General features: G+C 38.7%; 19 protein-coding genes. 8 read left to right on the top strand and 11 right to left on the bottom strand.

Translation table 11 applies throughout. From position 1 onward, the window contains the following. Positions 1–31 precede the first annotated feature (31 nt). Positions 32–829: a recombination regulator RecX gene (gene recX, locus NST21_RS03480; protein WP_340887755.1), complete on the bottom strand. Its 798-nt coding sequence runs from the start codon at positions 827–829 to the stop codon at positions 32–34. A gap of 127 nt (positions 830–956) precedes the next feature. On the opposite strand from recX, the gene NST21_RS03475 reads away from it, so the two are divergent. The 3 genes from NST21_RS03475 (at position 957) to NST21_RS03465 (ending at position 2,344) form a co-directional block, all read left to right on the top strand. Beyond that, a complete protein-coding gene (locus NST21_RS03475; RefSeq protein WP_340887752.1) occupies positions 957–1,877 on the top strand; it encodes a TIGR01777 family oxidoreductase in 921 nt (306 codons plus the stop codon). A gap of 53 nt (positions 1,878–1,930) precedes the next feature. Continuing rightward, positions 1,931–2,053, top strand: a complete 123-nt coding sequence (locus NST21_RS03470; RefSeq protein ID WP_082527457.1) for a YfhE family protein — start codon at positions 1,931–1,933, stop codon at positions 2,051–2,053. 114 nt (positions 2,054–2,167) lie between these two features. Beyond that, positions 2,168–2,344, top strand: a complete 177-nt coding sequence (locus tag NST21_RS03465) for a YfhD family protein (protein ID WP_082612836.1) — start codon at positions 2,168–2,170, stop codon at positions 2,342–2,344. Between the two features lie 352 nt (positions 2,345–2,696). Here the strand turns inward: NST21_RS03465 and NST21_RS03460 are convergent, their stop codons facing one another. The 5 genes from NST21_RS03460 to NST21_RS03440 all read right to left on the bottom strand — a co-directional run bounded on the left by NST21_RS03460 (position 2,697) and on the right by NST21_RS03440 (position 8,102). After that, positions 2,697–4,256 carry a fatty acid--CoA ligase gene (locus NST21_RS03460; RefSeq protein WP_340887748.1) on the bottom strand — a complete coding sequence of 520 codons (1,560 nt, stop codon included), beginning with the start codon at positions 4,254–4,256 and terminating at the stop codon, positions 2,697–2,699. Between the two features lie 132 nt (positions 4,257–4,388). After that, a complete protein-coding gene (locus NST21_RS03455; RefSeq protein ID WP_340887747.1) occupies positions 4,389–5,540 on the bottom strand; it encodes a thiolase family protein in 1,152 nt (383 codons plus the stop codon). A 28-nt stretch (positions 5,541–5,568) separates the two neighbouring features. Beyond that, positions 5,569–6,714, bottom strand: a complete 1,146-nt coding sequence (locus NST21_RS03450) for an acyl-CoA dehydrogenase family protein (protein ID WP_340887746.1) — start codon at positions 6,712–6,714, stop codon at positions 5,569–5,571. A 116-nt stretch (positions 6,715–6,830) separates the two neighbouring features. Beyond that, positions 6,831–7,598, bottom strand: coding sequence for a 3-hydroxyacyl-CoA dehydrogenase (locus NST21_RS03445; protein ID WP_056522214.1), 768 nt, complete (start codon positions 7,596–7,598; stop codon positions 6,831–6,833). A 123-nt stretch (positions 7,599–7,721) separates the two neighbouring features. Beyond that, positions 7,722–8,102: a MerR family transcriptional regulator gene (locus tag NST21_RS03440; RefSeq protein ID WP_053344470.1), complete on the bottom strand. Its 381-nt coding sequence runs from the start codon at positions 8,100–8,102 to the stop codon at positions 7,722–7,724. A 164-nt stretch (positions 8,103–8,266) separates the two neighbouring features. Here NST21_RS03440 and NST21_RS03435 point away from each other — a divergent pair, with 164 nt between their 5' ends. The 3 genes from NST21_RS03435 (at position 8,267) to NST21_RS03425 (ending at position 10,300) form a co-directional block, all read left to right on the top strand. Further along, the gene (locus NST21_RS03435) at positions 8,267–8,692 is read left to right on the top strand and encodes a universal stress protein (RefSeq protein WP_053344469.1); all 426 of its coding nucleotides are present in this window, start codon (positions 8,267–8,269) and stop codon (positions 8,690–8,692) included. Between the two features lie 184 nt (positions 8,693–8,876). Beyond that, complete coding sequence (gene cidR / locus NST21_RS03430) at positions 8,877–9,761, top strand: cidABC operon transcriptional activator CidR (protein ID WP_056522223.1); 885 nt, start codon at positions 8,877–8,879, stop codon at positions 9,759–9,761. Between the two features lie 167 nt (positions 9,762–9,928). Then, complete coding sequence (locus NST21_RS03425) at positions 9,929–10,300, top strand: hypothetical protein (protein ID WP_201182838.1); 372 nt, start codon at positions 9,929–9,931, stop codon at positions 10,298–10,300. Positions 10,301–10,365: 65 nt separating this feature from the next. Here the strand turns inward: NST21_RS03425 and NST21_RS03420 are convergent, their stop codons facing one another. The 5 genes from NST21_RS03420 to NST21_RS03400 form a co-directional block, all read right to left on the bottom strand. Next, the gene (locus NST21_RS03420; protein WP_056522225.1) at positions 10,366–11,088 is read right to left on the bottom strand and encodes an amino acid ABC transporter ATP-binding protein; all 723 of its coding nucleotides are present in this window, start codon (positions 11,086–11,088) and stop codon (positions 10,366–10,368) included. Then, positions 11,085–11,741: an amino acid ABC transporter permease gene (locus NST21_RS03415; protein ID WP_201222142.1), complete on the bottom strand. Its 657-nt coding sequence runs from the start codon at positions 11,739–11,741 to the stop codon at positions 11,085–11,087. Before NST21_RS03415 ends, NST21_RS03420 begins: the two co-directional genes overlap by 4 nt. Positions 11,742–11,819: 78 nt before the next feature. Next, a complete protein-coding gene (locus tag NST21_RS03410) occupies positions 11,820–12,641 on the bottom strand; it encodes a basic amino acid ABC transporter substrate-binding protein (RefSeq protein WP_056522229.1) in 822 nt (273 codons plus the stop codon). Positions 12,642–13,001: 360 nt separating this feature from the next. Next, positions 13,002–14,021: an AI-2E family transporter gene (locus tag NST21_RS03405; RefSeq protein WP_340887743.1), complete on the bottom strand. Its 1,020-nt coding sequence runs from the start codon at positions 14,019–14,021 to the stop codon at positions 13,002–13,004. 241 nt (positions 14,022–14,262) lie between these two features. Next, positions 14,263–14,493, bottom strand: coding sequence for an excisionase family DNA-binding protein (locus tag NST21_RS03400; protein ID WP_098174491.1), 231 nt, complete (start codon positions 14,491–14,493; stop codon positions 14,263–14,265). Positions 14,494–15,155: 662 nt separating this feature from the next. On the opposite strand from NST21_RS03400, the gene NST21_RS03395 reads away from it, so the two are divergent. Next, positions 15,156–16,097: a hypothetical protein gene (locus NST21_RS03395; protein WP_340887742.1), complete on the top strand. Its 942-nt coding sequence runs from the start codon at positions 15,156–15,158 to the stop codon at positions 16,095–16,097. A 269-nt stretch (positions 16,098–16,366) separates the two neighbouring features. After that, the gene (gene tnpB, locus NST21_RS03390) at positions 16,367–17,572 is read left to right on the top strand and encodes an IS200/IS605 family element RNA-guided endonuclease TnpB (protein WP_340887741.1); all 1,206 of its coding nucleotides are present in this window, start codon (positions 16,367–16,369) and stop codon (positions 17,570–17,572) included. The last annotated feature ends 341 nt before the right edge of the window (positions 17,573–17,913 follow it).

Raw genomic sequence — 17,913 nt, 5'->3', positions numbered from 1 at the left:
ACAAAATTTTGCGATTTGGCTATCGATGTACTTATTCCATGTCTGAATTGGAAAGATATCGGTCAATTAATTCTATTGGAAAACCTTTTCGGTATAATGCCTGCTTCATCTTTTGGTCATATTCGAAGCCTTCATAGTTTTTATAGCGGCGCTGCATCTTTTCTGCATGATGACATAGCGAATCCCATTGTTCATCTTCATCCTTTTCTACCGTCACATCCTCAAGTGCCTCGAGAATGACATCTCTTGGAAAACCCTTTCGTGTCAATGTCTGTTCAAGCTTCTGCTTTAAAGCTCGTTCCGAGATGTTTTTTTCTTTTTTCACTGATTTTCCCGCAAGCTTTTTCGCATGCTCAATTTGAATATCATAGGGGTATTCCTTCAAGGCCTCCACAACTAGCTTTTCTTGTATTCCTTTTTCCTTCAGCTCCATCTTAAGGGTAGTAGGCCCTTTATTGCCTCCGTTTACATGGGTCCGCACGTAAGCCTTGGAAAATTCAAGATCATCTAAATAGTTAAAGCTGTATAGCTTATGTATCGCTTCCTTTATAATCGGTTCTTCTATTTCCTTCTTTCTTAAATAAAGGCGAATTTCCGATTCTGAACGCATGCGGTATGATAAATAATTAAGAGCATCCGTAAATGCCTTTTGAATTTCATCATGGAATTGTATTTCAGCAAGAAGCAGGTCATCAAGTGCAGTACCCTTTTTCAAGTGAAATTTCAATAAAACTTCTTCGTCCACACTAAACGCATATTTTTCATCAACAAATATGTTATAACGATCTTTACGTTTTTTTTGGGTTGTTATTTTTGTTATGTTTGGCATAAAATCCACCCCCATCCCTACTTTACCCCTTTACGAGTACCTTTTCTATATATAGCATGTCTAAAAATGAAAAAAGAACAAGGGCATGTTAAAGTGAATAAAAGACAGGAAAAAGGAAGTGGTTTTCATGAAAATAGCCATTGCTGGTGGAAGCGGTTTTGTCGGCACAGCCCTTATCGATGAATTATTAAAAGAAAATCATGATTTATATATATTGACACGTCATCCTGACAAATATAAAAGACGGGAAAATCTCCAATATATCGGCTGGCTGACCCCAGACTCAAGCCCTGAACAAAATTTAGATGGCCTTGATGTGTTCGTTAACCTTGCCGGTGAGTCTTTAAACAGTGGGCGTTGGACCCCGGAACGAAAACGCCGGATTGTCGAAAGCAGAGTTGAAGCTTCCAAAGAAATGAACCGGATCCTTTCTAAGCTTCCCGATAAAGTTTCTGTCATTATCAATGCAAGTGCAGTGGGTTTTTATGGTATCTCTGATCATGAGACCTTTACTGAAGCCTCTGATTCCATCGGTGATGATTTCTTGGCTCGAACAGTTAAGCTATGGGAAAAAGAAGCAACCAAATCCCGCTCATACAGTAAGCGAGTTGTCCTTACAAGGTTTGGTGTGATTCTAGGGGAAAAAGAAGGTGCACTGCCAATGATGGTTCTTCCTTATAAACTTTTCGGCGGAGGAAAAATGGGCAAAGGAAGTCAGTGGCTTTCCTGGATTCATATTCACGACGTCGCCCGTGCAATTGTTTTTTGTATGAACAATCAACACATTCAAGGTCCAGTCAATTTCACAGCACCTAATCCGGTTAAAATGGATAAATTCGGAAAAGAAATTGGTACTATCATGCACCGGCCTCATTGGTTACCTGTTCCTCCCTTCATGCTAAAAATCATGCTCGGTGAAATGAGCATACTTGTGCTAGAAGGCCAAAAAGTCCTTCCTAATAAACTTGCAGAGGAAGAATTCACGTTCACTTTTCCAACCCTTAATACAGCTTTACACAATATCTTAAAAGAAAATTCTCATGTATGAATGAAACTTTTTAGGAAAAAATAGGGATATCAAGTGAAATGGAGATGATCTAATTGCCCAAAAAACAGGAAAAAGAAAAAAGTACCTTAACGAGCACGCAAGCAATTCTTTATTCTCGAGAATTTAAAAATGCAGACCGAGCAGGTGGATTTAACGAGAAGAAATCTCGCCGTTAAGTTTGGAGTATTTTCCCGTACATTTTGATCTACCATTCAGCACAAAATAAGCTAGCGATGATTAAGGAAATCATCGCTAGCTTATTTATTTCTTTACTCTAAGGGGGCGCTGATATGGGACGCAATAATAATCGAGACAATAACGCTCAAAAACTTCCACAAGTTCCTAAAAACCTAAAAAGTGACGGACTTGATGTCGAATATTCTTCAGAACTGGCTGACCAACAAGATATTGAAGCACAAGCGCGATCCAATGCGGCTAATCGCCGTGCCCATAACCGCAAATTATAACTTTTACACCTTAGGGGGCTGTTAGTCAGCCCCTTAAATTAGCTTACTGACACCGTCTTATCCACACCCCTGTGTATATTGTGGATATTTTCTGAAAATACTGACAAATAATAGGTGTTTGTCTCGCGGTATCAACATGTAAATAATGTAATTTCTGGATAACTATGTGGATAGTGTGGATAACCCTAAGATCTCATTGATTCAACTGCATTTCATTTGTGGGTAACTTTTCTTTTTCTTACATAAAAAAACACTACCCTAAAATGATTTGACTGGATTACTTATTTTCATTTTACTAACTCAACTAAAAAATCCATTCTGCTTAAAACAAAGAGGGTTTCCCCACCATTTGTTATTCAGCTACAGTTTCTTCCAACTGTTTACGAAGCATGAATTTTTGAATTTTCCCACTTGCGTTTCGAGGTAACTCTTTACAGAAGATATATCTTCTTGGACGTTTATAGTTAGCAAGTGTATCGCTGTTCTTACACCAGTCTTCTAAATCACTTTCCGTCAATAACGGATCTTTAGCTACTACAAAGGCCGTCACCGTTTCTCCCCACTTATCATCAGGCTGACCAATTACTGCACAGTCGAGAACTCCTTGATGCTCATAAAGTGTGTCTTCCACTTCACGTGGATACACATTTTCGCCACCAGAGATAATCATGTCATCCACACGATCTTTGACCCACAAATATCCATCTTCATCAAGGAAACCTATATCCCCGGAATGGTACCAGCCTCTGTAAAGTGCTCTCTCTGTCTCTCCATCTCTTTGAAAGTACCCTTTCATGATGCAAGGGCCTTTCACAAGAATTTCCCCGATTTCTCCGGGTTCGAGTGCATCATCGGGATCCGATGGGCCTTCGTCATTTGGACGGGCAATGACGATTTCATGATCGCGGCACGCTTGGCCGGCAGAGCCAGCTTTACTTATTTGATCATCCTCTAATAGTAGAGTGATCGCCGGACCCATTTCCGTCATTCCATATGCTTGGATAAATTGAATGCCCAGTTTTTCCTGACAAGCAAGTACAAGCGTAGGCGCCATTGGAGCGGCTCCATATAGTCCCAGCTTCAAACTTTGAAATTTATAATCATTCAGATTTTCCTGAATAAGCATATTCCACATCGTTGGTGCCGCAAACAGTTTGGTAATCCCTTCGGATTCAAACAGTTCTAGTACCTTTTTAGGATTGAACTGATGAAGAACTACATTCGTTGCACCAACATGCACGCGCGGTAAAAATGAGCAGTGCAATTCCGCACAATGAAACATTGGCGCGGTAATCAAACCGATATCACTGCTTTCATACTTCATCGCCTCTGATAAAATCTTAGCCTGCTCGACCATATCTTTATGAAGGTGAATAACTCCTTTTGGTCGTCCTGTCGTCCCGCTTGTATACATAATGGCATAGACATCATTCTCGTGAATGTCCACATCAACAGGCTTAGAAGATGTACTGACCATTTTTTGGCGGTATCCTTCGGCATAGCGAGGCACATTCTCATCAATATACCAGAACGCTATTTCAGGGAAGCGTTTTTCAACAGCTGTCACAGTCGATTCCAATTCACCTTCAAATAAAACGACCTTTGGCGCCGCATCACTTAAGATGAATGCAAGCTCTTCTGCCATTAAGCGAAAGTTGATTGGATTAAAGACCGCACCGATTTTTGCACAGGCAAAGAATGCGGTGGCAAGTTCTTCATTATTATAAAGATAGGTAGAGACCCGGTCCCCTTTTTGGACACCTTCTGCTTGGAGAGCCGCCGCCAACCTATTCACCTGCTCATTCCATTGAATGTAGGTATAGCGGATATTTCTTCTCACGTCGTAGATAGCTTCTTTAATGGGGAATTTTTGAACCGTCTGATCAAAGATATTTTTAATCGTTACTGACATATCATTTCCTCCTCAAGTAAACCCACTATCAGCAGGATGATTTCACGTCATGCTCCTGATGGTTGGCTTTATCACTTTTTCAGCCTTTACTTTCGTGTGAATTTCTAATGTTATTCACGAGAAAATACCGTCTCAATCTATTCTTTCAATAATGGTAGCATTCGCCATTCCGTGACCTTCACACATTGTTTGTAATCCATATCGGCCGCCTCTTCTTTCTAATTCATGGATCATCGAAACCATTAAACGGGCACCACTGCCGCCAAGAGGGTGTCCTAAGGCAATCGCTCCTCCATTTGGATTTAGCTTCTTAGGGTCGGCCCCTGTTTCTTTTAACCAGGCAAGCGGTACAGGAGCAAAGGCTTCATTAACTTCAAAGACATCGATATCATCAATGGAAAGACCTGCTTTTTCCAATGCTTTTTGAGTGGCAGGAATTGGACCTGTCAACATTAAGGTAGGATCTGATCCGACAACAACCCGTGTATGCACTTTAAAGCGTGGTTTCAATCCAAGCTCTTCTGCTTTACTACGCTCCATTAATAGTAAAGCTGCAGCACCGTCACTTATTTGGCTTGAGTTCCCGGCATGGATTAATCCTTCTTCTTTAAAAACTGCCTTCAACCCTGAAAGGACTTCTACCGTAGTTCCCCCCCTTGGCCCTTCGTCTTCGGTAACTTCAATATGATTTCCTAATTTATCTGTACCTGTAACTGTGATTATTTCACGGTCGAAATAGCCTTCCTTTTGAGCACGTATTGCCCTCTCATGGCTTTCAACAGAAAACTGATCACATTCCTCACGGGTGATTCCCCACTTTTCTGCGATTCTTTCAGCCGATAAACCTTGGTTGATTACCTCGTAGCTGTCTAAATACTTTTGACTTGTTTCAGCTCCTTGATAATTTGAACCCATTGGGACACGAGACATGTTTTCTACTCCTCCGGCTACAACCACATCCATATCTCCTGACAAAATGGCTTGGGAAGCGAAATGGACAGCCTGCTGACTCGATCCGCATTGTCGGTCAATTGTCGTACCTGGCACTTCAATCGGATAGCCTGCAATCAAAGCAGCAACCCGAGCAATATCTCCGGCTTGCTCCCCAGCCTGCGAAACACAGCCTAAAATGACATCATCGATGATAGCATGATCAATGCCTGCTATTTCAACCAGCCTCTTTAATACTTCACCTGCTAAATCATCTGGGCGAACATCCTTTAAGACACCGTTTCTTCTGCCAACCGGAGTACGAATTCCCTCAACAATTACCACTTCCCGCATGTTATCTCTCCCCTTCTCATTTTGTTTTTTAAAGTCCAATGTTCTTTGCTATGATTTTCTTCATGATTTCATTTGTTCCCGCATAGATGCTTGCTACCGGCACATCACGGTACCTTCTAGCAATCTTGTATTCTTCCATATAACCATAGCCACCATGAAGCTGCATGCATTCAATGGATATTTTCCGGGCAGTCTCTGTCAAACGCCATTTAGCCATCGATACTTCTGTGACCACCTGTTCACCCGCCATATGATTAGCAATCAATTGATCCAGGAAAACTCGGCCCATTTTAATTTCAGTGGCCATTTCTGCGATTTTAAATTGAGTGTTCTGGAACTGACTCACTGATTTCCCAAACGCTTCCCTGCTTTTGACGTACTCAATCGTATCCGCTAGCATATCCTCGGATGCGGCTTGGGCACAAATTGCTACGACAAGACGTTCCTGCTGTAATTTCTCCATTAAATACTTAAACCCTTTGCCTTCTTCACCTAGCAAGTTTTCCTTTGGTACACGACAATCTTCAAAGATAAGTTCTGCTGTATCCTGACAATGCAAACCAAGCTTCTTCAGTTTTCGTCCCCTGGTGAATCCCGGAGTATCTCTTTCGACCACAACTAAACTGACGCCTTTATGCTTCGGAACAGCATTTGGATCCGTTTTACAAGCCACGATGACCAGATCCGAATGAATCCCATTTGTGATGAATGTTTTTTGGCCGTTTAGTATGTAATGATCTCCATCCAAAATCGCAGTCGTTTTAATATTGGCCAAATCCGAACCTGTTCCCGGCTCTGTCATGGCGATGGCTGAAATGAGTTCCCCTGTCGTGCATTTAGGGAGCCAGCGCTGTTTCTGCTCCTCATTTCCGTATGCGGAAATATACGGAACCGTAATATCACTATGGAGCCCGAAGCCTATGAAACCTGAACCCACTCTTTCTAGTTCTTCATTAATTATGACCGCAAAGCCCCAATCTACTTCAGAACCCCCATACTCTTCTCCAAGATCCGGACATAAAAAGCCTTGCTCCCCCATTTTCCCCCAAAACGAACGAGGTATAATACGGTCTTCTTCCCATTGTTCATAATAGGGAACCGCTTCTTTCTCTAAAAACTTGCGTAATGATTTACGGAAAATCTCGTGATCTTCACTTAAGTATGGATGTTTCATCTGCACTATCTCCTCTGTCATCAGCTTTTTCGTATCAACCTTTTCCTTTTTACGGAAAATACACTTTATTTTTCTAATCAATTATTTAAAATTTCCCAGAAGGATTTGAACCTATCTTATCTAGGTGACATTCGAATGGCCCCGTCCAACCGAATCGTTTCTCCATTCAGCATAGGATTCGTAATAATGCTTTCCGTAAGTTTAGCGTACTCTTCCGGATATCCGAGCCTTGATGGAAATGGCACGGTTTTCCCTAATGACGCCCTCGCTTCTTCAGGTAATGAATCAAACATCGGTGTATGAAATAACCCCGGTGCAATCGATACGACACGTATCCCTTTGGAAGCAAGCTCCCTTGCAATCGGAAGAGTCATACCGACAATCCCACTCTTTGAGGCACTATATGCCGCTTGTCCGATTTGTCCTTCAAATGCAGCTACCGACGCTGTGTTGATAATTACACCACGCTCCCCCTCTTCGTTTGCTTGGTTATTGACCATTTTTTCAGCCGCAAGACGAATTACATTAAATGTACCGATCAAGTTAACCGTCACTACTTTTGAGAACGCTTTCAATTCATGCGTACCTTTTCTTCCGATGACCTTTTCAGCAATCGCAATGCCAGCACAATTGACAATTGTGTTAATTGATCCAAATTTCTCAATTCCCTGTTCCAACGCTTCTAGTACACTTTCTTCACTTGTCACATCTGTTTTAATAAATATGACTGAATCTCCTAATTCCTCGACCATTTTGACGCCATTTTCTTCTGAGAGGTCAAAGATAACGGCTTTTCCACCTTTTTTAATGATGTTTCTTACAGTGGCCGCTCCCAGACCTGAAGCCCCACCTGTCACTACTGCAATAGTTTCTTGAATATCCAAATCTTCACCTCATTTGTTTTCGTCTAGAATATATATTCATCTTTACCTATCGTCAAAACTCATTTCAATATAATACTTTGAAGTATTTTTATTCTGATGGTTTTGCTGCTTGAAATGCCTGATTCACTGTTTACTTTTTAAGCTATGAAGTGTTTCGGTAAAACCTTTAATCACCTGTTCAAAATCCTGCTTCAATTCATCAAGCTCTTTAATACGTTCATTTATTTCATTTAATTTCTGTCCAGCTGTATCAATTGTTTTCTCCAATTGCTTAATACCCGTCCTGTCCTTATCAAATAGCAGAACAATATCCTTTATTTCAACTAAAGAAAAGCCATACTTCTTGCCACGCATAATGATTTTAAGTTGAGCATGTTCTTTCTTTCCATACACTCTTTTTCCGGTTTCGGTCCGCTTTGGCCTTAGCATACCTAGTTCCTCATAATATCGTAGTGTTCTTGTTGTCAAATCAAATTCTTTTGCTAACTCAGAAATGGTGTACATGTTAAAACCACACTTTGCAAAGGGATTATTTACCTTATCTTAACATTGACGTTAACGTAAACTTCAATAAATATTCACAAAATTTTAAATATATAAAACTGAATGAAAGTTATAAACTGATATACTATGGGTATATTCTTTTTAAATGAAGGGACGGATTAATTATGCTCTGCTCAAGAATATTAGTTGCTTATGATGAATCTGAATTGGCACGTAAATCTTTAGAAAAAGCGATTGAATTAGCGAAGCTGGATCCTGCTATTGAGATTCAGGTACTTCACGCTGTTACACTTCCAATCCATCCAAATATATATGGCAATGCTTTTCAAGAAATTGAAGAAGCCATGCTTAAGTATGGCAACGAAGTTATCGAAAAAGCGGATGCACTGTTATCCGAAATTCCTAATGCATCTCAGTCTTTTGTCGTAGAAGGCTCAGCCATCACTACTTTGTTGGAACATGCGAAATCTCAAAATTGCGACCTTATCATAATGGGCAGCAGAGGCTTAAGTGGATTCAAGGAGTTCCTAGGAAGCGTCAGCCACTATATCGTCCAGAATTCTCCGGTACCTGTCTTATTAGTTAAATAAACAATTTGCGACAACCCTATGACTCACCAATTAGAAGAAGCTGGGCTCTTATTTGGAGCCCAGCTTTTTTATACGCTCACGAAACAAAGAGGAAATCTTACCAACAAAGCTTCTCATGTTTTACAAACCCTTCTGTTAACAGGTAAAATGAAAGAAATTTAAAAGAGGATAAGCAGGTGAAGTGATGGATATTAAGCATTTACAATACTTTATAGAGGTTACCAATTTCAATAGCTTTACTCGGGCAGCGGATCATTTATTCATTACTCAGCCGACCATCAGTAAGATGATCAAAAACTTGGAAACTGAGCTTGGTGTTGAACTTTTTGATCGTTCCCGTAAACAACTGATTCTGACTGATGCCGGAAGGGTTGTATTAGAGCAGGCAAAATTGATTGATAAAGCATTTCATAATTTAGAAACAGAAATGGACAATTTATTAGGCTTGAAAAAGGGACATATACGAATCGGATTACCGCCGATTATTGACGCCTCCTTCTTCCCCCGAATTCTTAGCCGTTTTCATGAGGATTATCCTAATATTACCTTTCAATTAGTAGAGGATGGCTCAAAGAAAATTGAAGAATCTGTCCAAAATGACTTACTCGACATTGGCGTGATAGTCCTGCCAACTAACACCGTACTTTTTCATCATTTTGCCTTTTTAGAAGAAGACATTAACTTGATTGTGCCCCCCTCCCACCCACTTGCTTGTCGGGAAGAGATTGATTTGGCCGACCTAGAAGACGAGTCTTTTATCTTATTTAATAAAGATTATGTCTTGCGTGATCTCATAATTTCGTCCTGTAAAGAAGCTGGTTATTCTCCACACATTGTCACAGAAAGCTCACGTTGGGATTTTATAGAGGAAATGGTTTACTGTAATCTTGGAATCGCTCTTTTACCGGAAAGTTTATGCCGCCATGATAACCGCATCAAGTCCATTAAGGTTAAAAACCCCTCCATTAGTTGGAATTTGGGATTCATTTGGAGCAAGGATCAATACCTTTCATATGCAGCAAAAGAATGGCTAAAATATACAAGAGAAGCTTTAACTCATAAAGATTAACTACCTCGATAGTAAAGCATTAGACATGTAAGCACTATCATAGATTTAAGTTATGCTCATGATAACATCTAACCATTTTACAATACTTAACCGCGGAGTTAGACTTGGTATGAGTAAAAAGCACTGTAATTACTGATGGAATCTATATTTTCAGAAAGGAGATATTTATGATCACTTTATCTAGTGTCGATGAGTTACAAGCAACCGAAGAAGCTTTGGAGAAAATTAAATATTCATACCCCGAATTATTTAATAAACTACTCCATGTCGTTGCCTTAACACGAGCTTTTCAATTTAAATATCAATTTATGGGCACATTAATCATGGATGAAAACCATAACGAATACACCCCTGAATTCGTTATGCCCTCCGTTATCCACTTATATATAGAGGAAGTTCAAAAGTTAAAGGATGATCCTAATATCCAGGTTTTACAACAAACCTTCTCCCAAAATGAAAATATTGGATATGCTAAAATCAGTATGCTAGTGCTCGGTAAAAGCCCTGAATCACTTTTAGGCTCATCATACATTAAATAACACCCCCTGATATGTTCCCAAAAAAAACCTCCGATTTACGGAAGGTTTTTTTTCTTATTCTAATATTAGAGCACTTTGCTTAAAAAGGCTTTAGTTCTTTCCTGCTGCGGATTATCAAAGATCTCACTTGGAATATTTTCTTCGATAATAAAGCCCTCGTCCATGAAAATCACACGATCACCAACTTCTTTAGCAAACCCCATCTCATGGGTCACTACGACCATTGTCATACCTTCTTTAGCCAATTGCTTCATAACCTCAAGCACTTCACCGACCATTTCCGGGTCTAGAGCAGAAGTCGGTTCATCAAACAACATGATTTTGGGTTCCATTGCCAATGCCCTTGCGATTGCCACACGTTGCTTTTGTCCACCCGATAATGAATCCGGATAGGCGTTCGCTTTCTCAGCAAGTCCTACTTTCTTAAGTAGTTCCATGCCTCTTTGTGATGCCTGTTCTTTGGAAACTTTACGAACCTTTAGCGGCGCAAGCATAATGTTATCAATAACTGTTTTATGCGGAAATAAGTTGAAATGCTGAAATACCATGCCAACTTCAGTGCGTACTTTATTGATATTGACCTTCTTATCTGTCGTATCAAGTCCCTCTATAAAAATATGTCCTCCCGTTATCGTTTCAAGTTGATTAATACACCTGAGAAAAGTAGATTTACCAGACCCTGAAGGCCCAATCACCACAACTACCTCCTGTGGGGCAACGATTGCATTGATATTCTTTAATACCTCGTTATCTCCAAATGACTTTTTTAAATTCTCGACCTTAATCATTCTGTTTTCAACCTGCTTTCGAGTCTATTTAATACGAAACTTAAAATAAGGGTCAGGAAAAGATAGATAAAGGCACAAGCCAAATACGGCTCCCAAACTTTAAAGTACTGCCCCCCCATCGCTTTTCCCCAATACATTAATTCGGGGGCTGCAATGACACAAAGGAGGGAGGAATCTTTTAATAATACGATGAATTCATTTCCTAATGGAGGGATCATTCGTTTGAATGCTTGAGGTAAGACAACATGAATCATTGTTTGAGTATGGGTCATTCCCAACGAACGAGCCCCTTCCATTTGTCCTTTATCAATGGATTGAATTCCTGCACGGAATATTTCCGCAATATAAGCCGCTGCATTTAAAGACAAAGCAATGACTCCCGCTGTGATTGCGTTCGTCTTCCCAGTAAAAAAGGGCACAATACCAAAATGGATTAAAAAGATCTGAACTAATAATGGCGTTCCACGAAAAACCGTGACATAACAGTAAAATGGAAACGCAAGCACCTTGTTTCTCATTATTTTCCCTAAACCAATCAGTAACCCTAAAAAAGTTCCGATGAGAATAGAGGAAACCGATAGCCCAATTGTGAGTATCGTTCCCTTTAATAAGAAAGGAGCATATTCAAAAATAATATCCCAGCGAAAATTCATTCTGTTCCCCTCCTAAAGACCAAAAAAACTGCGTAACTTCACACGTAAAGTTACGCAATTTTTTAATATCAATTTGTTTTATTGCTGTGCTTTTAAGGTTTCAACATCTGGTTCTGTGCCGAACCATTCTTTATAGATTTCTGCGTACTTTCCATTCTCATAAATAGCATTGACGGCTTTATCAAAATCAGCTTTCAACTCGCTACCTTTTGGGAACATAAGACCATAAAATTCCTGATCAAAACTGCTGCTATCTTCAACAACTTTCAGCTTTTGGTCAGGGTTATTTTTCACATATTCTTCAACAACGGTATTGTCCGCTACTACCGCTTCAGCTCCGCCTTGTAATAATTCCTGAATGGCCAGGTTATTATTTTCGAATTTTTTGATATCTTTATGATTTTTCCCAAGAAGTGACTCGACTGCTTCCTGTCCAGTTGTAGCTGTTTGAACAGCAATAACCTTTCCTTTCAATTCTTTTCCTGATTTTATATCACTTTTCTCAGGAACTAAGATTTTGTTTGTGGATAAGAAATAAGGCACCGAAAAATCATACGATTGTTTTCTCTCATCATTTACTGTAATTGCAGATATCCCTACATCCGCTCTTTTAGACTCGATTTCTACAAAAATCGGATCCCAGCCAACATGCTCAACTTTCACTTTATAACCGGCTTCTTTTGCAACAGCATTGATAAAATCAACATCGAATCCAACAACTTTATCGCCTTCCAGATATTCAAATGGAGCATATGCTGCATCCGTCACGATCCTAAGTGTTTTCCCATTTGATTCTTCTTTTTCGCTAGTTGTCGTTACTTCCTTTTCTTTCCCGCATCCAGTCATAATCAGTAACAAAGAAACTACCATGGCAAACATTAAAAACGAAACCTTTTTCAAAATAATCCCCTCTTTTCTCTAGTAAACTCTCTTTTAAAGAACGCAAACAAATCAAATTTGAAAGAATATTCAGTATTTTCACTTAAAAATATTATACGTTTATTTGTTTTTTTATGCAATAAAAAGTCCGTAAATAACTTTAGTAAAATAAATTTTTATCCAATTAACTCAAAAAACCAAGAAGTTAAATAGGCTTTAATTATACAGACGGCAGACATTTCCTCATTTATAAAGTAATTATTGATATTATATTGAAAACAGATATTAGAACTATTAGCCAGATTTTAAACCAGATTTTAAATAGGAAACAAAAATAAGCAGCAACCTCATTAGCTTGGTCGCTGCTTACATAAATTTTATTTAGGGCACTTCTTTAATCCCCTCTTCAATATCTAACATATCTAATAGGAAGATAAAGATCGGAATCCCAATGATCAAACCCCATATCCCAAGAAAATGCTCGGAAAACAGAAGAATGATGAAGGTGAAGAACGTTGGCAGATTTGTTTTTGCCGACATGAATTTTGGATTTAAAATATAGCTTTCAAGTGCATGTATAATCCCAATCATAACAAACACAGCAATAACCTTTGGCATACCGCCGATACTGTAGGCAATCATGCTAAGTGGAATTAGGGAGATAATAACTCCTGCAACTGGAATCAACCCTAGGAAGAAAATCATAATTCCAAGACCGAGCAACTGTGGAAACCCAAGAATCCATAAGAAAGTTACCGAAAGGACTGCATTCGTAATGGCAATTAAGAACTGGACCTCAATTACCTTTCCGAATGAATTGATAAATTTTACTCCAAAGTGACCAAGGTTTATAAAGAAGGATTTGAATTTACCTCGCTTAAATTTAGAAGTAAAGCGAATAATTTTATCTCTTTCCAATAAGAAAAACAGACTAAGCAGTATGGAAAGGAAAATCTGTAATGCCAGCTTACCGAAATCAGATACATAAAGATAGAGCGTATTCATCTGTTTTTGAAGATCGAGCGGCGATTCAGTCTCGTTCATTAAACTAATGGCGTATTGAATGACCCGACTATCGGGTGGATGTTGAAAGAAAAAAACAATCTGTGTAACTAATTCTGTAAATTGCAACGTAATGACCGGCAAATATTTATAAAGAACGATGGCTAAACAAGAAATGACGACTATATATAAAAAGCTTATGACAACTTTAGAGTTAATACGCATCACTTTATTTAGTCGAATCATGATAAATTGTTCCAGCCTTCCCATTAGGAAAGTGAAAACAAATGTGAATAATACAATATTAACCATACTTCCAATGCTTATTAGAAACAGGACTAACACTATTAATGTAATTAACCTTGAAAAACCTTCACTTTGTAAATACTCTTTTACCACTTACCTATCTCCTAACTACCATTCTGCCGTGATAATTCCTTCTACATATTATTTTACACGGAATTGAGGGATTCTACTACAATTACCTTCCATTGAAGACAAAATTATTTGAATGATCAGTAAGTCTTATTGAGAGGAGGTTAGATTATTATTCTAGACTCACTTTTATATAGAACATCCACTGACTTCAACGACGATTTAGGTCTTTATTTTAAAAAAACATCTGCCAAAAAGGCAGATGCTAATCTTCATCTTTCACATCAATATCTTCTGGGATGGGTTCACTATAATAGTCCGCTAATTGCTTCTTATATTTTTCCATCTGTTCCAGATGCGTATTGAACTGCTCTTTAAAAATTAAATACTGCTCACCATCATAGACGGTGCGAATTTTATTTTGAACAATCATGCTTTCTATATAAGATTCCGGCATTGATAAATATTCCGCAGTCTCTTTTACTGTCAAGTACATGCCTTCACCCCTTTTCCTCTTAACTATACTAGATAAGAGTCTTCATTTGAAGTGCCTAATCCATACAAATACATGGGCCTTCTCAATTTGAGAGGCCATTAACTTATTACAAAGTGACTTTTACCGTTTTGCATTTCCAGTTTTATCGATTGCACCGACAGATAGCTTAGAGTTTTCTTTTGTTTTTATAGTCACTTTATCCGTTCCTTTTTATCTTCAGTCGCTTTTTAAAGTACTTTGTACCCTGCTTTAACCCTCATTTTTACCTTCCCCTCGATTTTACCTAAAACGAATTGGCAAGAACTCGTTTTTGCGAAGGTTGGGGTTTCTAGGGCGGTTAGATCTTTTACGGTTGCTGTTATTGGAGTAATTTGATATTTTTTATCTCCATCCAACCATGTGGTCCAATCCGATACTTTTGTTCCAGTCTTTTGTTTAACGATTTATTAACCTTTACTTGAATTTGGATCAGTTTCCCTGCTTCACGCAAGTGTGTAAAGGGGTTAAAGGATGATGTCTAAACCTCAGTCTCAGAAAAATTCAACCTATGAATAAATGGCTATCTCAAAAAAACAAATCACAGTAATAACTTACAAACCCTTCCAATAACATGTAAGATAATACTAAAGTGATAGATCTATAGATTAAGAGGAGTTGACCAAATGACCTTATTTTATGTAATACTTGCGGCAATTTTCGCTGTCTTTCTAGTCATTGTTGTGAAACGGCGAAGTGAGCCAGCTAGAATAGAGCGGTATCAAAATGAATTTGGTAAATTATTTACGGACACTTTGGACGTGGAAGTATCCGAAATTGTACCAGAAGCATTAATCGTACAGCTTAACAAAGCACTGGATTACGATTATATGGAAAAGGTCAATACAGAATTCCGGCTGAAGTATCCCCGAAACTCACAGGAAAGGGTTAATGAGCTGTGGCGCGAATTTAAACGCTACTTGATTATGGCTGCTGTGTTTGGCAAAGTTGAAATGTTTAATGAGGTCATCGATGAGCTATGGCATATCATGCTGAATTACAAACAGGAATATGATGATTTTTGCCAGACATTCATTGGCCAACCCATTCAGCATAATCCCCACTCACAGCCTGTTTTTAAACCTGAAGAACGCACGCTGTTTGATTTTTACTATGTACAACTGTTTACGGTTGATACAAGTTCGATTCAAAAATGGGGGAAATTTTTCAAGCATGATAAAGGAAAAGAATTGCTCCATGAATTCGAAACGCTGGAGTTGGAACAGTTAAAGGAGAAATATATGCGCACTCCTACAAGTATAGAAGCGGAACAGACCTTTGAATGTTTCACCTCCCTTTTTAAAGAGAATCGTCCGAAAATAGTATTGGATTGGCGGGAAAGATACGATCAAACAGACTATGCTGCTCCTGCCTACTTCATCTATGCCAGTTCCGATAATCATGATACAGACTTTAATGATATTTTCGGGGTAGAAGCAGCCACTACCTCCTCTGACTCAATCAATGTTAATCATGGTGGAGATCATAGCAGCACCTATGACAGTGGTTCTAGTTCTGGTTCTGATTCTTCTTCTAGCTGTTCTTCGTGCAGCTCGTGCTCGTCATGAAATTTTTGTTATATAGTTCCGACATGTAGAGAAAAATTAAGCGCTTGGACAGATATCCAAGCGCTTTTACAAGTTGAATTAGAAGTATATAAGGCCTTCCAATCGAAGGCACTTTTTATCATTTCCCGCCAGAAGACTCCCTCTTCAAGCGTGTGAAGGGCGAGAGCCCAACGGTAAGGGGGAGATGAATGGCGGTTGGCATAAGCCAAAGTAATCTTTTGACAAACATACGTTCGATGCTTAATAATAACTATAAGGGGGTGAAACCAATGGTCGTAAACAAAGCTTATAAGTTTCGAATCTATCCAACTAAAGAACAACTAGTTCTAATCAATAAAACGATCGGCTGCTCCCGTTTTGTCTTTAACTTCTTTTTAGGCAAACAAAAGGAGAAAGATGCCTACTGGTATATTTGTGAAGAAATGAAGCAGAACGGCCAATTATCCTCTAATGAACGGAAAGGTTCTTTTCTGAATAAATACGCAACAATCAAAGAACTTCCAGCTTTAAAGAAAGAGTATTCTTTCCTGAAAGAAGCAGACAGTATTGCCTTACAGAAATCGGTGGAAAATTTAGCAGATTCTTATAGTCGATATTATAAAAAGCAAAACAAATCACCACGCTTCAAATCGAAAAAGAATCCTATCCAGTCCTACACGACTAAACATACGAATGGAAATATCGGAATGATTGGAAACAAAATCAAATTGCCAAAGCTCGGTCTAGTTCGTTTTGCTAAAAGCCGCGAAGTTGAAGGGCGAATCATCAATGCCACAATCAGGCGGAACCCTTCGGGTAAATATTTCATTTCCGTTTTAGCCGAAACCCATGTACAAGTACTTCCTAAAACGAATCGTTCGTGCGGTGTAGATGTTGGCTTGAAGAACTTTGCTATTCTTTCAGATGGTACGGTCTATCAAAACCCAAAATTCTTCCGGACGGTCGAAAAGAAATTGACCAAAGCACAACGGATTCTTTCAAGGCGACAAGAAATAGCCTTGAATCAAAATAAACCATTGGCTGAAGCCAAAAACTATCAAAAACAAAAACGAAAAGTGGCTATCCTACACGAAAAAATTTCAAATGCCCGAATGGATTACTTACATAAAGTTTCTACCGAAATCATCAAAAACCACGATGTTATTGGAATGGAAGACTTGCAAGTGTCGAATATGATGAAAAATCACAAACTAGCTAAAGCTATTAGTGAAGTATCTTGGTACCAATTCAAAAAAATGTTGGAATACAAAGCAAAATGGTATGGTAAACAAATCGTGACCGTATCTAAAACGTTTGCTTCTAGCCAATTGTGTTCTAGCTGCGGTTACCAAAATAAAGACGTTAAACATCTGAATCTTCGTGAATGGGATTGTCCTTTTTGTTCTACTCACCACGATCGAGATATTAACGCAGGACTCAATCTAATGAATGAAGCCATAAGGCTTCTAACCGTAGGAACTACGGGAAAAGCCTAATTAAAAATTGGCCGATAGGCTAATGTTCTTAGGAATCCCCCACTTCAATCAGACCATAAGGTCGATAAGTGGTGGGTAGTTCAATGTACAAGAACCCTTTTGTGAAATGAAAAGAAATTTATAGTTTGCTGTATTAGAGATTAGAAGAAATGAGCCTCCTAAAAAATTGAGGTCTATTATTTTCTAGTCACCCGAAATATGAATTTCATCAATAATAGATGCACCAATGTTAAAGTGCCCCCTTTATTAAAGGAGGCACTTTAACTGAATCATACTGAAAATTTCATTTCTTACTCCTTTAAGCAAAAGCCTTTGGCTACTGCCTTAGTTTAGTTAAGCTC

This window comes from Peribacillus sp. FSL K6-1552 (assembly GCF_038005205.1).
GTDB lineage: Bacteria > Bacillota > Bacilli > Bacillales > DSM-1321 > Peribacillus > Peribacillus butanolivorans.
This window is presented reverse-complemented; position numbering and strand designations above follow the sequence as displayed.

Coding starts and splice junctions, on each gene's coding strand:
- NST21_RS03455 (WP_340887747.1), bottom strand. CDS start 5,540: ATGCGGGAAGTGGTAATTGTTGAGGGAATTCGTACTCCGGTTGGCAGA.
- NST21_RS03465 (WP_082612836.1), top strand. CDS start 2,168: ATGGGACGCAATAATAATCGAGACAATAACGCTCAAAAACTTCCACAA.
- cidR (WP_056522223.1), top strand. CDS start 8,877: ATGGATATTAAGCATTTACAATACTTTATAGAGGTTACCAATTTCAAT.
- NST21_RS03475 (WP_340887752.1), top strand. CDS start 957: ATGAAAATAGCCATTGCTGGTGGAAGCGGTTTTGTCGGCACAGCCCTT.
- tnpB (WP_340887741.1), top strand. CDS start 16,367: ATGGTCGTAAACAAAGCTTATAAGTTTCGAATCTATCCAACTAAAGAA.
- NST21_RS03415 (WP_201222142.1), bottom strand. CDS start 11,741: ATGAATTTTCGCTGGGATATTATTTTTGAATATGCTCCTTTCTTATTA.
- NST21_RS03400 (WP_098174491.1), bottom strand. CDS start 14,493: ATGTACTTGACAGTAAAAGAGACTGCGGAATATTTATCAATGCCGGAA.
- NST21_RS03440 (WP_053344470.1), bottom strand. CDS start 8,102: ATGTACACCATTTCTGAGTTAGCAAAAGAATTTGATTTGACAACAAGA.
- recX (WP_340887755.1), bottom strand. CDS start 829: ATGCCAAACATAACAAAAATAACAACCCAAAAAAAACGTAAAGATCGT.
- NST21_RS03395 (WP_340887742.1), top strand. CDS start 15,156: ATGACCTTATTTTATGTAATACTTGCGGCAATTTTCGCTGTCTTTCTA.
- NST21_RS03450 (WP_340887746.1), bottom strand. CDS start 6,714: ATGAAACATCCATACTTAAGTGAAGATCACGAGATTTTCCGTAAATCA.
- NST21_RS03435 (WP_053344469.1), top strand. CDS start 8,267: ATGCTCTGCTCAAGAATATTAGTTGCTTATGATGAATCTGAATTGGCA.
- NST21_RS03425 (WP_201182838.1), top strand. CDS start 9,929: ATGATCACTTTATCTAGTGTCGATGAGTTACAAGCAACCGAAGAAGCT.
- NST21_RS03460 (WP_340887748.1), bottom strand. CDS start 4,256: ATGTCAGTAACGATTAAAAATATCTTTGATCAGACGGTTCAAAAATTC.
- NST21_RS03420 (WP_056522225.1), bottom strand. CDS start 11,088: ATGATTAAGGTCGAGAATTTAAAAAAGTCATTTGGAGATAACGAGGTA.